The organism is Oceanobacillus jeddahensis (assembly GCF_000750635.1).
GTDB lineage: Bacteria > Bacillota > Bacilli > Bacillales > Amphibacillaceae > Oceanobacillus > Oceanobacillus jeddahense.
In genome coordinates, this window is record NZ_CCDM010000003.1 from 704,311 (window position 1) to 721,185 (window position 16,875).

Annotated in this window: 16 protein-coding genes and 1 riboswitch; of the genes, 1 reads left to right on the plus strand and 15 read right to left on the minus strand. The window is 33.9% G+C overall.

All coding sequences use genetic code 11. The features are described from left to right. Positions 1-19: 19 nt before the first annotated feature. From BN986_RS16595 to BN986_RS16640, 10 genes are all read right to left on the minus strand, one after another. Entirely contained in the window at positions 20-580 is a 561-nt protein-coding gene (locus tag BN986_RS16595) for a maltose acetyltransferase domain-containing protein (RefSeq protein WP_040982085.1), read from the minus strand. Further along, on the minus strand, positions 580-978 hold the full coding sequence (locus BN986_RS16600) for a hypothetical protein (RefSeq protein WP_040982087.1): 399 nt from the start codon (positions 976-978) through the stop codon (positions 580-582). The genes BN986_RS16595 and BN986_RS16600 overlap by 1 nt, the downstream gene beginning before the upstream one ends. Positions 979-1,099: 121 nt before the next feature. Beyond that, positions 1,100-2,281, minus strand: coding sequence for an MFS transporter (locus BN986_RS16605; protein WP_040982089.1), 1,182 nt, complete (start codon positions 2,279-2,281; stop codon positions 1,100-1,102). Positions 2,282-2,306: 25 nt separating this feature from the next. After that, entirely contained in the window at positions 2,307-3,374 is a 1,068-nt protein-coding gene (locus BN986_RS16610; RefSeq protein WP_040982091.1) for an Ldh family oxidoreductase, read from the minus strand. Between the two features lie 57 nt (positions 3,375-3,431). Next, on the minus strand, positions 3,432-4,286 hold the full coding sequence (locus BN986_RS16615) for a MurR/RpiR family transcriptional regulator (protein ID WP_040982093.1): 855 nt from the start codon (positions 4,284-4,286) through the stop codon (positions 3,432-3,434). 152 nt (positions 4,287-4,438) lie between these two features. After that, on the minus strand, positions 4,439-5,905 hold the full coding sequence (locus tag BN986_RS16620; RefSeq protein ID WP_040982095.1) for a tripartite tricarboxylate transporter permease: 1,467 nt from the start codon (positions 5,903-5,905) through the stop codon (positions 4,439-4,441). Between the two features lie 108 nt (positions 5,906-6,013). Beyond that, positions 6,014-6,484: a tripartite tricarboxylate transporter TctB family protein gene (locus BN986_RS16625; RefSeq protein WP_040982097.1), complete on the minus strand. Its 471-nt coding sequence runs from the start codon at positions 6,482-6,484 to the stop codon at positions 6,014-6,016. 617 nt (positions 6,485-7,101) lie between these two features. Then, positions 7,102-8,085, minus strand: coding sequence for a tripartite tricarboxylate transporter substrate binding protein (locus BN986_RS16630; RefSeq protein WP_040982099.1), 984 nt, complete (start codon positions 8,083-8,085; stop codon positions 7,102-7,104). 15 nt (positions 8,086-8,100) lie between these two features. Next, a complete protein-coding gene (locus BN986_RS16635; RefSeq protein WP_040982101.1) occupies positions 8,101-8,973 on the minus strand; it encodes a prephenate dehydrogenase/arogenate dehydrogenase family protein in 873 nt (290 codons plus the stop codon). Positions 8,974-9,022: 49 nt separating this feature from the next. After that, on the minus strand, positions 9,023-9,700 hold the full coding sequence (locus BN986_RS16640) for an RraA family protein (protein ID WP_040982103.1): 678 nt from the start codon (positions 9,698-9,700) through the stop codon (positions 9,023-9,025). A gap of 289 nt (positions 9,701-9,989) precedes the next feature. Here BN986_RS16640 and BN986_RS16645 point away from each other — a divergent pair, with 289 nt between their 5' ends. Then, the gene (locus BN986_RS16645; protein WP_040982106.1) at positions 9,990-11,258 is read left to right on the plus strand and encodes an aminotransferase class V-fold PLP-dependent enzyme; all 1,269 of its coding nucleotides are present in this window, start codon (positions 9,990-9,992) and stop codon (positions 11,256-11,258) included. Between the two features lie 218 nt (positions 11,259-11,476). Here BN986_RS16645 and BN986_RS16650 read toward each other — a convergent pair whose 3' ends face one another. From BN986_RS16650 to BN986_RS16670, 5 genes are all read right to left on the minus strand, one after another. Continuing rightward, positions 11,477-12,781, minus strand: a complete 1,305-nt coding sequence (locus tag BN986_RS16650; RefSeq protein ID WP_040982108.1) for a nucleobase:cation symporter-2 family protein — start codon at positions 12,779-12,781, stop codon at positions 11,477-11,479. After that, a complete protein-coding gene (locus BN986_RS16655) occupies positions 12,778-13,365 on the minus strand; it encodes a xanthine phosphoribosyltransferase (RefSeq protein ID WP_040982110.1) in 588 nt (195 codons plus the stop codon). Before BN986_RS16655 ends, BN986_RS16650 begins: the two co-directional genes overlap by 4 nt. A 113-nt stretch (positions 13,366-13,478) precedes the next feature. After that, a riboswitch (purine riboswitch) is annotated at positions 13,479-13,580 on the minus strand. Between the two features lie 106 nt (positions 13,581-13,686). Continuing rightward, positions 13,687-14,061 (minus strand): VOC family protein, encoded by a 375-nt coding sequence (locus tag BN986_RS16660; protein ID WP_040982112.1) that lies wholly within the window; start codon positions 14,059-14,061, stop codon positions 13,687-13,689. 421 nt (positions 14,062-14,482) lie between these two features. Next, a complete protein-coding gene (locus BN986_RS16665) occupies positions 14,483-15,232 on the minus strand; it encodes an SDR family NAD(P)-dependent oxidoreductase (RefSeq protein WP_040982114.1) in 750 nt (249 codons plus the stop codon). Between the two features lie 742 nt (positions 15,233-15,974). Next, positions 15,975-16,875, minus strand: a 901-nt coding sequence (locus BN986_RS16670; protein WP_040982247.1) for an IS110 family RNA-guided transposase, incomplete at its 5' end; no start/stop codon positions are given.

The following is a 16,875-nucleotide window of genomic DNA, read 5'->3' on the forward strand; positions in this document are numbered from 1 at the left end:
CTCCTCACTGAACAACCCCTTACAGCTCTACCGTTTTAATAAATTTAGCCGGGTTCCCTCCATATACAACGTTTGCTGGTACTTCTTTTGTTACGACGGAACCTGAAGCAATCACGGCATTATCTCCTATGATAACACCAGGATTAATAATCGCTCCCCCACCAATCCATACATTATTACCAATGGTCACAGCTTTACCTAATTCTTTTCCTGAATTTCGCTCATCCGGATGAATTGGATGCGTTGCGGTGTAAATATGTACTCCAGGAGCTAACATGCAATTGTCGCCAATTCGTATCGGGCAGACATCCAGCATGACACAATTAAAATTTGCATAAAAATTCTCTCCAACATGGATATTGTACCCATAATCACAATGAAAATCGGGTTCAATAAATAGTGATTCTCCTGTTGATCCAAATACTTCTTTCAGACAGCTTGTGCGTCTAACCGTATCGTCCTCTGTTAATCCATTATAATAACGCATCATTCTCCTGACATGCAGACGATCCTTTACTAATTCACTATCTCCCGGATTATAAATTTCTCCCGTTTGCATTTTCTCCCGTTCTAATGACATTAAATCTCCTCTTTCATTTTATTTTTATTTTGTTTCTGCCTTCGATTGTTAAACCATTGAATGATTCTCTTTATCTTAGGAGCCATAAATTCAACAAGTCGTTTGAACTCTGGACCAAATAAGATCCAAAAAAAGATATACAGATGTCCTAATAAAAGAAACACACCGATCCCGTTTCTACCTCTTGCCTGCTGCCATAGATAAGCTATTTCATTCATACCTTCCGGACGGTTAATACTATATAAAAAGCCTACTAGCGGTAATAATAGAGATAAAATAATAGCTAAAACTGCTAACACTTCAAACCGTCTTCTTACCCATTGAATAATACCAATAAATAACGCAGCTACGATGATAAGACCATAGATAAGGAGCGTGCCGTTTGATAAATCCGTCACCCTTTAACGCCTCCTTCCATTTTATACGAAAAAGATATACTTTGATTTTAGCGTACCATGCGGCTGAATGCTAGTAATCTCTGAAACTGCAGAAAAAAACTGCCACCGAAGTGACAGTTTTTTATTTCTTATTCGCTCTTTCCTCAAATTCTGTTTCAGAAATTGTCGTTCTAAAAGCACCAAAAGCATATATAAAGCCAGTTAAATAAAAAAGACTGGCAATACTCAAAGATTGTGCAATAAAACCAAAAAGTAATGGAGAAGTTATTTGGACGAATCTATTTACAGTAATCCTTAACCCTAGTCCCTGACTCATATAAGCTTTTGGAAGAGAATAAAGAGTAACCGAAATGGATAATGGTTGTCCCAAGCCAAGAAACAGCCCCAAAAGAAAAGACAAAATCCAAATTATAGTAGTTGGCTCACTAAATGGTAATACGAAAAATAAAATACCTGAAAAGAAAATAGAACCAGTAACCACTTGATTCATAGAAAATTTATCTAAAAGAAATGGCATTGCCCAACGAATAAGAATACCAGCCAAAGCATTTATAGAAATAATCATTCCAATGGCCGAACTTGACATACCCATCTGTAATCCTAGTAAAGGGAAGAAAGACGTAAATGTATCCTTACCAGTTAATATAAGCGTACTTATTAACATAGCACGTCTAAAATTCTTTATCTTAAATAAGGTTAAAATATGTGCTTGATTAAATTCGAAAACAGGACTTTTATCTACCTTTTCATTCTCCTCTTGTATGAAAAAAGTGAAATAGATTGCACATAAGCTTAAAAAACTCAATATTAAAAAGGCGAAACTAGTCGCTGTGTAATCTGCTATAAAACCTCCAATTGTTGGTCCTACAAAAGCTCCTAGGGCCATCCCCATACTGAATTTCATAACATTCTTATCCCTTTTACTGGAACCAGAATTTTTCCCTATATAGCTTTGAGCAGATATAATAAAAAAGGTGTAACTAACTCCAGCAACTATTTGTGAGAGCACTATGCCGTATACATTAACCAATAAAAAAGGAAGAGATAATGAAAACGCTCCAAATAAGGCACTAAATAAAAGTGGAATTCTACTTCCTACTTTACTAATAATTACACCTGCATGTATGGATAAGAAAAAAGGTAGCAATGGAAATAGTGAAACAATAGCTCCTATAATAAAAGTACTATTCCCTAATTCCCCTGTTAAAATAGGAACTAAAGGTCTTGTTCCCATAACTCCGATCATAAAAAAAAAGGTTGAAACTGCAAGTAAACTACTACTTTTATTATTGATCGATAACACTTTAAAACATTCCCCTTTTAATCAATCAGTCCATGTGGGTTAATTGATAATTAATACCTAATCTTCCTCCAATAATATTTAATTCTTCAGAAATTTTAGAAGTCAATGTAATACCTTTGATTTGATTATTTTCTTTATTAAGAAATTCCATTTCTCCTGGAAGATAAATTTTATCAAAACCTTCTGCTAATGAAATTTGTTTAATTTCTTTTATCATCTTCTCTATTCTTGCAAAAAATTTATCTATCGTTTGAAATAAATCTGCTTGCATTACTAAGAAAAAATGCCCAACACCTTGCGGGCGATCCAAATCCCTTAAAAGACTTCCCACATGTGGACCGTAAGCTGCTCCTGTAAAGATACTTGATAAAATTTCAACAAAAAACGCCAACCCATAACCTTTAGCCCCCCCCACCGGAAGAACCAATCCATCTATAGCTTCGCTGGGGTCTGTAGTTGATTTGCCTTCTTTAGATAACGCCCATCCAATTGGTATTTTCTGGTTATTCTTCTTTGCATAAGTAATTTTTCCACGAGCTACTACACTACTAGCCATATCGAATATAATAGGAAAATTTGTAGGTGTAGGAATACCATAAGCCAAGGGATTGGTCCCAAAAAACTTTTCTTTTCCTCCCCATGGCGCCATATTGGATGGAGCATTGGTAGTTCCAAAAGCTATACAATTTTTCTGTGTAGCATATTCAATATAATCCGCCAACATTCCACAATGGTTGGAATTATAAATCCCAACCATACCAATACCATTTTCTTCAGCTTTCTTCACCGCAAGTTTTATTCCATCATTAGCATTTAAAATACCAAATCGGTTATTTCCATTAATAAGAGCGGTTGAATTTGTTTCTTTTTCGATTACAGGTGAAGCTTTCTTTTCTATTAAATCTTTTTTAAGCCTTTCTGTATAAATATTCACTCTACTAACGCCATGTGAACTTATACCTCGCAGCTCAGCAGATACAAGGTGTTTTGAAATAATTGTGGCTTCTTCATCTGCTAAACCAGCTACTTTAAAAATATCTTCAACATATTTTTTTAAATTTTTTTCTGTAATAGTAACTTTTTGTAAACTCATCTATAACATCCTTTCACTATGTAATAATATTCTAATTAAAAAAATTACATTACACAGCTATTTACTATTATAATGATAATCAAATTGTGTCATTACTGAATTCACCTTATTCAATCTCTCTTTAGTCTTTTCAGGGTTGTTAATTGCTATTGCACTAATTAAATAATCAGCAACAATTAAAGCTGATATCGGGGAATTATGGAAAGCTAAGCTATCTGAGTTACAAGGCAACACAATATCTGAATAGTCTACAATTGGCGCACGATAGTTATCCGTAAACGATATCACTTTAACATTTTTTTCCCTTTTGACTACAGAAACTAAATTCACAAGATTTTTCACATATCTTGGGAAACTAGTAGCGATAATAATATCATTTGAATGTATACTATTAAATTCATCTATTAAATTATCAGTAGACATTAGACTACAATTACCCAAAGTACGATTTAAACCGTAAGACAAGTACTGACTTACAGGTACGCCACTTCTCACTCCTAAACAATAAATATGATTTGCATTTGTAATAATACTTACTACTTCATTTAACATTTCTGTATCTATAACTTCAAATAAAGCTTCAATTTTATCAATATTAAAATTAACACAATTAGACCACAGGTTGTTTTGATCAATTTCCTGGAGATTTTTTTCAAGACGCTTTTGAGGCTCATCTTCATTTATAATTAATGACTTTAGCCCCTGCTGTAATTCACTGTAACCTGAATAACCAAGGTTAGCAGTTAATCTCATTATTGTTGTTGTACTAGTACCTACTTGTTCAGAAAGTTGGTTAATTGTCATAAACACCACTTCTGATGGGTGTTGTATTATATAATCTCCAATTTGTTTTTGTGCATTAGTAAGGTTTTTTAAATTTTTTTTAATTACTTCTAACGGATTATTTTTCATCAGCTATTCTCCTTTAAATAAAATGATTACAAAACAACGGAAATTCATATTTATAATAATACTCTATTATACACCTCTCAAGTACCACCTAATATTTTTATTTCTTTGTGAACTTTAATCTGTTTTATCATAAATGAACGATTCAGTAACCACTACTTCTTTTTTCTTCTTAAACTAAATAACATAATTATTATAATTAAAACAACGATTGCTAAAGAAAAGGGTCTTGTTAGGAAAATTGAAAGATCCCCTCCTGATACCATCATAGACTGTCTAAAATTAGATTCAATAATATTTCCTAATACAAATGCAAGAACAAAAGCTGGTAGTGAATAATTCAACGTTCTCATAAAGAACGCAATAACACCAACAATTAAAGCAATCCAAATTTCAAAAAATAAATAATTTGCAGCAAATACTCCAATAATTGAAACTAATAAAACAACAGGAATCAGCAAATCTATTGGTGTTCTTAAAACTCGAGAAAATAAAGGAGTAAATAGTCTACCTGAGAAATACATTGCTATAGATGTTAATAAGAAACCGAACAATATACCATATGTTAATTCAGGATTTTCTGAGAAAATATGCGGACCTGGGATAACCCCATGAATGATAAAGGCTCCCATAATGATTGCAATAGTTGGTGAACCCGGAACCCCAAGCGTTAATAACGGAAGTACTGCCCCTCCTACAGCTGCATTATTAGCTGATTCAGCACCTGCTAACCCTTCAGGATTACCTTTTCCAAATGTTTTAGGGTTTTTCGACACTTTTTTTGAAACACTATAACCGAACCAAGATGCAGTACCAGACCCCGTACCTGGAAAAATCCCAACGATTGACCCAATCAATGAAGATATTCCTATTGGCTTCATAACAGATTTGTATTCTTTTGGTGTTAAGCCTGTTTTAACAGATATTTTCTCTTTACTTTTCTTATCTTTAAGATTATCTCGAATCATTATAACAACTTCAGTAAAAGCAAACATACCTATAATGATCGGAATCATTTCAAAACCATCCATTAATTCCATTCTGCCAAAAGTAAATCTTTGATCTCCAGTGAGTAAATCTATACCAACAGTACCTGCCATTAGCCCAAGTACAGCTGAAATGATACTTTTTATCATATCTGTTGAACTAATTGCTGCAACTGCTAATATACCTAATAGTGCTACCAGAAAGTATTCTGGGTAACTAAGTGTTAAAGCAAAACTTGCCACTGGCTTAGCAAGAAACACCAGTACCAAACCACCAACAAGGCCACCAATTGTACTAGCAAAAAGAGAAAAACCTAATGCTTTACCTGGATTTCCCTTCTTAGCTAAAGGATGTCCGTCAAGTATAGTTGCAACATTTGATGAAGTTCCTGGTATCCCTAGAATAATACTTGAAATAGAACCACCATATTCACTTGATTGATAAATGGATAGCAGCAGTAATATAGCGGGTAAAGGGGGTAACAGGAAGGATACTGGCAGCATTAATACAACTGTTACCATCGCTCCAAGGCCCGGTATCGCTCCAAAAAGTAAGCCTATTAATGATCCTACAATTATGACTAATAAATTGGTTAAAGTAAATAAAGTAGAGAAATCAAAATCCAAAAAGCCCATTTCATTAACTACCTCTTTTCTCTATAGATTTAAAAATAAATTTAGATTTCCCAGCGAAATAACCTACGCTAGAGATTATCTATATTTATTTTAATTACAAATATTGGTTTAGAACCTAATTGAAAATAAAAGGTCAAATATTAGAAAGATTATAATGGTTACAACTAGAGATACGATTGCATTTCTAAGCAAAGTTTTTAATGTAGCAATCTTTCTTGCATAAGAGTATAAAGTTGCAAGTGATAAGAAAAATAAAAAAGTGAATATATAAAATAGGTCTCTAATTGTATACCATAATAAAACATAAGCTATTGTTATAAGAATTGTCAGAAGTATATATTTTAAATTTTCTACTTTAAAATACACCTCCTTATTTTCTTTGTCTTTCTTTACAATCGTCTGTATCAATTTAAAAATAGACAAGATTAAAACAATTGATGCTAAAATCATTGGATAAAAACCTGGATTTGAAATAAAACCATCTCCTGCAGTTATAAACCCAATGGACTGGATTAAATAAAGAGAAGTTAAGATGAGTAGAAAAAGCGAAAACAAAATATTAACCATTTTATAACTCATTAGAAATATACCTCCTTATATAGTTATTATAGATTTTCGACATTTGCCAAATCAGATGGATCAAGTTTTTACTTGACCTATCACTTTTTATTTTCTTCTAGTTTTTATAAAATATTTTTATTTCAAAATAATTCAATTAGAAAATAATCCACTATATTACTTATAAAAATAGATTGGAAAGTACTGGCCTTTTCAGAAATGCCCTGTAAATCATAATTGAAAAGTTTTCCCTATATGAATCATGATTTGAGATGTAGAAAAACTGTTTCTATCTCTCATAATCTTTGAATGACGAAATTACCTTTCGTTTCAATGTTGCTTAAACTGCTCTATGGCAAAAGATATTCTTTCAAGTGACCTAATATCATGACATTATGATGCATTATAATGTCATGATATTATCACCAATAATAGGAACATAATTATCTGAAAATTCATTTTTAAATTATAGTCTAATTGATTTTTTAAATACGATCTTTGGGTTTCTTTGGCATTTCTTATTTTTAAACTCCTTAAAAATAAATCATGACTATCCTAATCAAAGTGTATTTCCAGCGATTTTATGGAAATCAGACCATTTTCACTCTGAAAATTATATAAGTTAATTTTTTATATTTTTAATCCGCAAATTGTTCATAATTCTCATAAGTTAAATCTATGATCTTCTGAAACTCTTCTGGACTTGCATAGTCAATATCCAGCCCGAGATTTTCCATAGAATCTTTGAATTCTTCTGTTTCCATAGCTTCTTTAAAAGAATCATGAAGATATTCAATAATTTCCGGATCAGTACCTTCAGGTGCAGCTACCCCCCTCCATGAGGAGTAATCAACATCATAACCAAGTTCAAGAGCAGTTGGAACGTCAGATGTCCTTGGATTTCTTTCCTCTCCAGCAAAATTTAAGATAGGAGTTAACTCTCCGCTTTGCATTTGACCTTGAAACTCATTATAGGATGCTACGACAGCATCAATATGGTTACCTTGTAAAGCTACAATTGAATCAGCAGTTCCATCATGCGGTAAGGTTACGATATCTAAACCAAGTTCATCAGCTAATTCCCTACTTGCAAACGCATTGGTTGTCTGAGCACCGGAAACTCCAATAGTAACTTCACCCGGATTTTCTTCAGCATATGCTATAAATGATTCCATATCATCAAAAGGGGCATCTGTATTTATTACAAGGTATTGTGGGTCATCATTAATTAAAATAACTGGTTCGAATGATTCATGTGTATATGGCAAATCATTAAACAGTGGATTACTTACAATAGAAGCAGTTACAAGTGTAAGAGTATAACCATCAGGGTCAGCTGATGCACCAGCAGATTGACCTACACTACCACTTCCGCCTTCTTGATTCTCTACAATAATGGATTCCCCAATAATATCTTCCGAAGATTCCGCTAACATTCTTGCTATACTATCGTTAGAACCGCCAGCAGAAAAGGCTACAATAATGTCGATAGAATCTTCTGGAAAATTAGAAGCTTCGTCTCCATTGCTACCAGAATTACTACCACAAGCATATAAAAATAAAATCATTAAAGAAATAATACCTAAAATAAACAATTTATTTAACATACTCTTTTTATTCATATCAAAACCTCCATTTTATTTTGTTAAAGATGTGATCACTTCTATCCAAGAATCTGGTTTTTTACCTTTAAAATTTTCTTTTATATCCGTTTTTGCAATTGTTTCTAGTTTTTCTTTTGCAGCTTTTGACATTGTAGAATTAAGATTATAAGTTGTCAGCATTTCTATTGTACCGTCTAATTCTTTTGATCTTCTTTCTGCATGAATTGCGGTACCTGTTACTAACCTGTTCATCGTTTCTTCAAAACTTTTACTATCTAGAGTCTCACCTATTGAATGAATAACTAATTCTTCCACTTCAAACCTGTTAGCGGCTTCTAGCATTTCAACTAATATAGCAGAGATACCCTTCATATATATACTTCTAATTAACTTGATTGCTGAAGCATTACCTGGTATTTTACTCACTTCCGTAATATTCATTCCGAAGTTATTTAGATATTTCTTCAGCGTATCACTGCATTTCCCGCTTACAAGAATGGGTACTTTATGTCCATACACTACCACTGGACCCATAATTGCCGCATCAATAAATTTTACTCCTTTTTCTTCTAAACTTTCAGAAATTTTTTGTTTAATACTAGGATTAGATGCTGTTAAATCTACGTAAATAGTATCTTTTTTCAAATATTTTTTTATTGATTCGTGTACTTCATATGTTTTATTTGCTGGTACAGCAACAATGATAATATTTGAAAATTTCAGAAGTTCTTCTGGTGAATCTAGAAGTTCTACTTTTGCTTTTTTTACTCTATCTTTTATTAACTCACCATAGACTGAATGTTCATGTTGTGCATCGTATGCTTTAATTTTTTCCATTCCAGCTTGCTTTAGCCCTGATGATAATTCATAAGCCGCTTCTCCAAAACCTATAAATCCAAGATTCATATTAAATAACATCCTCCAATAAAATAATTAAAATGCTAAATTTATTATTCTAGTGAATTTTACACCCCATTTTAATTAGGAGTTCATCACTAACAAAACTCTCTGTTACCTCTCCATCGGATATTAACTGTAATTTTTTTTCTTCTGTTTCAATTTTCTTTAAGGCTTCCTGTAAAATTGTATTTGTTTGATCGATAGGAACACTTACTACCCCATCTTCATCTCCAATAATTAAATCACCAGGATTAACAATTAAGCCACCTATCGAAACAGTCGTGTTAATTTCCCCAGGTCCTGTTTTATATGGACCCTTATGTGTTACTCCCCTAGCGTAAACGGGAAAATTATCTTCTCGAAAGGCTGTAACATCTCTAATACAACCATCGACCACTAATCCCGCTATCCCTCTTGTTTGACAAGTTCTTAACATAATTTCTCCAAAAAGTGCTCTTGACATATCCCCATCGCCATCTACTATTAAGACATCACCTGGCTCTGCCATATTTATCGCTTTGTGAATCATTAAATTATCACCAGGTCTTGTTCTTACTGTGAGAGCAGATCCAAGCAATTTTCCGCCACGATGATATGGTATTATATTTGCTGATGTTCCATGAATTCTATTCATATTATCGCTAATATGAGAAGTAGGAATATTCCTATAATTTTCTATCACTTCTTGACTAACTCTACGATTAAGCGGATATACATTAAAACCTATTGTCATTTTTCTCCCTCCCTTTAAAAGTAATAAATTTTACTTTTTTAAAATAATAAGTAAAATTTATTATCGCTATATTACCATCTGATTCATATAATGTAAACGCTTTTTTAAGATTATTTTCTTTTGCAATCGACCTAATATTCAGTTAATTATTGTTATAAACTTATTATCTAAAGAAAATAATTTACTTGAAAAAAATTCAGTGTTCGATTACTCTAAATGGTGTGAATATTTTATACGATTTAGAGTTTCTTTTTAAAAGGAATAAATAATTTATAAAGGAGATATGTAAATGACAGTAGAAAGTATTTTTTCAGATGATTTATTTAAGTTTATTCGTTCTTCTTTTTCCTACTTAGAAAATGATCCATTTACAAATGAAAGATTGTACTTCGAGAATTCTGGCGGTTCTCTAAGACTAAAGGAAGTTGTTGCTGAGGCTGTAAAATATGCAGCTTTTCCTGATAGCTCAGCACGGAAGAATAAAAGTGCAAAGCTTTTAAAATCAAAAGCTTTAAAAGGTATTGAAGATATAAGGCTGTTTCTTAATGCGCAAGAAGGTACAATCGCACCTTTTCATACAGCTTCTAAAGCTAATTTTGAAATAATAAGAGTGATTAATGATAATACAGATGGAAGCAATATTGTTACCACCGCACTAGAACATCCTTCCTCTTTTGATGCATGTCAAATCTATGGAGACACTACAAAAAAAGAAGTTCGAATTGCTGCACCTAATCCAGAAACTGGAAAAGTTGAGGTAAGTACCATCTTAAACTTAGTCGATTCAGAAACCTCTTTATTAAGCGTAATCCTTACTTCAAACCTTACTGGTGCTATTCATGATATTAAAGAAATAATACATGAAGTCAGAAAAATAAATCCAGAAATGTATATTTTTGTAGATGCTGTTCAATATGCGCCTCATGGGATTATTGATATTGAATCTTGGCCGGTTGATGCTTTAACAATAGCTCCTTACAAAATGTTTGGAAATCGTGGTATAGGCTTTGCATATTTATCTCCAAGACTTGCTTCTTTACCGCATAATAAACTTATTGATAAAGACATTGATGATTGGACAATTGGCAGTCTATCTCCTTCAATTTATGCTAGTTTTAGTAAAATAATTGACTACATTACCACAATAGGATCATATTATACTAATTCCAATGACCGTAGGGCATTAATTGTTGAAGGAATGAAGCGTATTTATCTTTATGAAAGAGAATTGATAAAACGATTACTTTATGGGTCTGATGAAGCAAAAGGCTTGAAAGATATTGACGGCGTAACAGTTCATTTCACAAAGCAGCCTATTGAGAATAGAGACCCTATTATTGTACTTTCATTTGATCATCTAACCGCTGAAGAAGCAGTTTCTAAATATGAACAAGAAAATATTATTGTTTGTGAGAGGTCAAAAGATAGTCCGCTATCTTTAAGGATTCTACAAAGTGTAGGTTTAGGCAGTGTGGTTAGAGTGTCACCTCTCCATTGCCACACCTTTGAAGAAATTGATGAATTTTTACATGTTACAAAAAGAATAGTCTCTTTTTAGTGTGTATTCAAAAGGAGTTAAATTAAAAGCAAGAAGGTTAATGCAACGTATCTTTTACGAATGGAGCATATGATTTAAAATAAATGAGGAGTATCGAAAAAAGTTAACGCACTTCTACAGAATCTGATAACTTCTACTTTGCCCACATGAAGTGGGCGATTTTAGTAGAAGATCATTAGAGCGTCATTTATCAATTGAGAACTTCTGGATATGCTATTTTACAGTACTTCTTTCGCAAGTTCTCCAGCCTCCGCTACTTGCTTTTCCGTTTTGCGTCTCGGCGTCATATTAAAAATAATATTTAATACAATTGCGGTAACACTTCCTGCAACAATGCCATTACTCGTTAAAATCTGCAATGAATTTGGGAGTATTTCAAATAATTCTGGCACGACAGTCACACCAAGACCCATTCCTACTGAACATGCAATAATCATGGAATTCTCTGGTGATTCTGAAACAACGGAACCAAGCATTTTAATTCCTTGGGCAACGACCATTCCGAACATCGCTAACATTGCTCCGCCTAGAACCGAAGTAGGGATAATGGTTGTAACGGCAGCAATCTTAGGAACAAATCCCAATACTACCAGCATAACCCCTGTAATTACAATGACACGTCTTTTTTTCACACCTGTCATCTGCATCAAGCCGACATTTTGAGAAAAGGCCGTATACTGAAATGCGTTAAAGATTCCTCCAAGGAAGATCGCTAATCCTTCTGCACGATACCCTCTGGATAAATCTTTTTCTTTTAATTCTTTGTCAGTAATATCTCCTAAAGCAAAATAAACACCAGTAGATTCTACCAGAGACACCATCGCTACTAATATCATCGTAATAATCGCGGACCATTCAAAGGTTGGTGTTCCAAAATAAAACGGATGGACCATATGAAAATAAGAAGCATCTGCAACAGCTGAAAAATCAACTCTTCCCATAAACCCGGCAGCAATCGTTCCTGCACCTAAACCGATTAAAATAGCTATCGATTTTAAAAACCCTGTTGTAAATCGATACATTAAAATAATAAATAATAATGTCCCAAAACCAAGCGCGATATGAGCAGTTGATCCGAAATCAGCAGCTCCTTCTCCACCGCCTAAATTATTAATGGCTACAGGAATCAAAGTAATCCCGATAATCGTTACAACTGAACCTGTGACAACTGGAGGGAAAAAGCGGACAAGCTTTCCAAAAAAGCCGCTTACGACAACAACAAATAATCCAGATACAATAATCGCGCCATAAATAGCAGTGATGCCATACTGTCCACCAATGGCAATCATTGGTGCTACAGCAGTAAAGGTACACCCTAATACAACCGGCAGCCCAATACCGATAAATTTACTATTTAACACTTGCAGCAGAGTAGCCACGCCACACATTAAAATATCAATCGCTACTAAATACGTTAATTGTTCCGTCGTCAGCCCTAAAGCATCGCCAACAATAAGGGGTACTAATATGGCTCCGGCATACATCGCTAGCAGGTGCTGGAAACCTAATGCTGCCATTTTCATTGTTGGCAAGCCTCCTCTTTGAAAGCCACCTGATTATTTTCCAAAGAGTCAATAATAGCTAATGACTCTACCCTGATTCCTTTGTCCCGAAGAGCTTGTCCCCCTTCTTGAAATCCTTTTTCAATGACGATTCCAATACCCGCAACGCTTGCTTTTGCCTGCTCTGCAATATCCATTAACCCAAGAGCCGCTTGACCATTCGCCAAGAAATCATCAATAACCAGCAAATTATCGTCTGCTTTAATAAAATCATGCGAAACAGAAACTTTGCTTGTTGTCTGTTTGGTAAAAGAATAAACCTCTGCAGTTAAAAGATTATCTGTTAAAGTCAATGATTGGCGTTTTCTTGCAAAAATAACCGGAACACCAAGATCCAGTCCTGCCATCGTTGCAGGCGCAATTCCTGAAGACTCTAACGTAAGAATTTTAGTTATGTTTTTATCACGGAATCGATTCGCGAATTCCTTCCCAATTTCTTGCATCAATACAGGGTCAACCTGATGATTTAAAAAGGCATCTACTTTTAACACTGTATCTGATAAAACTTTTCCCTCTGTTCTAATTTTTTCTTTTAGTAAATCCATGAATGATTCCTCCTAAAGTATAAAAAAGCCCGAAAATCTACTCATGGAAAAGTAGATTTTCGAACTTTTTGTCGAATAATCAAGAAAACATGTATTGTTTTCAGACACAATACAAGCTTTTTATCCTTTTCCATAGTCAGTTTATTTACGGTAAACCGGTAGAAACTTGCAGGCCATATCCCCACGATTATATGAAAAATATTCATTTTTGGGTTGAGTTAAAAATTAAAGAATGCCTATAGTATAGCACGTACACGCACAAAAACAAGTATTAGAAAAAAATTAAAATCTTTCAAATAATTCCGATTAAAAAAGAACTTTTTATTTACCCTGCCATTCTAAAAATTCCAGCCTGTTACCGAATGGATCTCTCACATAAAACCTTCTTGCATTTGGTAATTTGTTATCCGATTTTGTCGAAACACCCGCTTTTTCCAAATATATTTGTAACGCATCGATTCCTGATACATCAAATGCAGGATGCGCTTTTTTCAACGGTTCAAAAGGCTCTTCAATTCCAATATGAATAGCAATTTCACCTTTTCTGAACCAGACACCTCCATTTGGTTTTAATGTCTTCGGCTTTTCTTCTTCCATAAATCCTAAAATATCTTTGTAAAACTCCCTTGCAGTCTTCTCAGAACCCTTTGGTGCAGATAGTTGAATATGATCCAATCTTTCCAATTGAAATGTCATTATAGCCTCTCCTTCTTTTACAGAAAACTTATATCAAGCATAGCAAGAAGAAGTGAAATAGAAAAATCGTATTTTTTTATCAGCTTTTATTTGGTTTACTTATTACTCAACTTTCGCACCCAAGAATAATCATATATATCTTTCCATTCCAGAGTTATCATGTTCTTCATTATTGTGCTTGCTATTGGTTAAATTCCCTTTTTTCGAACTAATGATAGTGTATAGCTCCCCCTCCAGCGGTGATCTTACACTTTACCTTCTTTATGCTTTGGCAAGAAATATATAGAAGGCATAATCAACACTTGTTCCTATTGATATGAATTAATTTTTTAAAGTGCGAAAGTTGAGTTATTACGTTTACGAAAGCTCATCTTATCTATTTAATAAAAATCTCCCAGCATTAGGAGATTTTTTATATGCATTATACACTTGTATATCCGCCATCCACCAATAAACTTGATCCAGTAATAAAAGAAGCTTCATCACTTGCTAAAAATAACACTGCATTTGCAACTTCCTCTGGTTTTCCAAGTCTACCAATTGGATGAAGGTCTATGAGTTCTTGTTTTACATCATTTGGAGCATCTTTCAATAATGGTGTATCAATGTAACCAGGATTAACATTATTGATACGAATGCCTTTCGCTGCATATTCTGCTGTTGCTGTTTGTGTTAACAGCTTTACACCACCTTTTGCAGCAGCATAGGCACTGACACCAGCTTTGCCGACAAAACCATGAATCGAATCATTATTAACAATTGCACCACCATTTCCTTGCTTTAACATTTGATCAATTGCATATTTATTGGTTAAAAATACCCCTGTTAAATTTACATCAATCACCTTTTGCCAATCTTCTAACGGCAGTTCATGAAGAATGGTACTGTTACCGATACCTGCATTTGCAAACAATATATCCAGCTGACCATATTCAGCAACTGTTTCATCCACTAATTTTATGACATCTTCTTTCTTGGTTACATCCGTTTTGATAAAAACCGTTTTCAAACCCTTTTGATTAAGTTTTTCTGACAGCTCTTTCCCTTTATCAGACATATCTGATAGCACTACCTTAGCTCCCTGTTCAGCAAATTTTACAGCAGTTGCTGAACCAATACCGCTTGCTGCTCCTGTAACAATCACTACTTTTTCATCAAATCGACTTGACAAATTCCATACGCCCTTTCTTTTCTTCAACTAAAATTTATTAAGTAGTATTGTTACCAGGTTAGTAAAATTAAATATAAATTTATTAGTTCAAAATATTAAGATTATTAAATCCACGCTATTCAATTAAATTTGTTCTTAATTTTTTCTTTTATATCAGAAGAAAGCACTTCCCGGGACCTTTGTTCTATTTTCATAACAATTGATACACCAAAAAACAATCTCTTGTCAGCAGACGATTCATCTCCCCTTACCGCTTAAATGATATCCTTCATGCGCTTGAAAAAGGAGTTTTCTCGCCTGTTTTTTGTTAAAAAAGGGGGCCACATAAAACGAAACTTCACTCAGTGGGAGTTTTCGACGTACAGCTCTTTACGGTGGGGTAAGTAATCGCTACCCCAGGACGTGCTAGTGCAGACGTTGCGACAACGGTTATCGATGGGACGAGTAATCGCAGCAATGTTGTCAGGTTAATGATTTTTTTAATATTTTATTGGTTACAGATAGATAACAACAACTATCTAGCGGAGGAAAAATACGGAGACTCCTGTGGGAATGCGCAAATGTCTTCGGTGGGGCGAGTAATCGCAGTCCCAGTGGGAAGACCCCGCAGAAAAAAGTGCTCTTCTTTTTTTCGAGGAGTTAGTTTGAAAGAATAAAAAGATACACCTTAAATAAAAAAAGTGCATAACAAAATAAGCCTCAAATCCAAGGCTTTATTGGCATATATTGTAAAATATAATTACTAAGTTTTTACACCTTTATCAGTTACTTGATAGCCTAAAGTTTCCAAGTATCGAATAGCCATATCTTCTGTAATTTTTGGTGAATAAGTCTGTTTAGGCTGGGAATCGATTTGATATAATTCTTCGTTAAATGGCTCATTTTTATCAAGCATATGGTAAATGCAAATAAGCAGTTTATGGGCAATGGCGATAATTGCTTTTTTGTGACCGCGACGTTTTTTAATTTGATGATAACGAGTTTTGAAGTAAGGAAAGTCCTTACTCTTAATGGCAGCATTGGCACATTGAACCAATAAAGGTTTGATATAAACGCCAGCTCTTGAAACACGGACAGATTTTTTCTTTCCGGCACTCTCATCATTTTGAGGTGTTAATCCGGCCCAGGAGCTGATATGTTTCTGAGAAAGGAATGCAGACATATCGACACCTATCTCACCAAGAATGGCAATGGCTGTAAAAATATCTTTAATACCTGGCATGGATAAAAGTATTTCGATTTGTGGCAAGTAAGGCTGAGATAATTTCAAAACAACGGATTCAATATCCGCAATATGTTTCTTAATATTATCCATATGTTGAAGGGACACACGCATTTTATCAGCTTGTGATTTGGTTAAATTTCCTTGAATGGATTTGGTGATGATATCCGTTTTGTCTTTCATACTTCCGTGCAGCATCTCAGAAACATCAAAATTGGTATCATCCGGATCATCCAGAATATGATGAATGATTTTCATGGAACTTACACCAAACGTATCCGAAACCACACTGGAAATCATGATATTAGAGACAGTCAAGGAGTTTTGAACTCGATTTTTTTCGCTGGATTTGAAATTAATAAGTTTGAACCGATATCGCATCAAATCACGAATTTGGCGAATTTGTAATGGCGGTATAAAA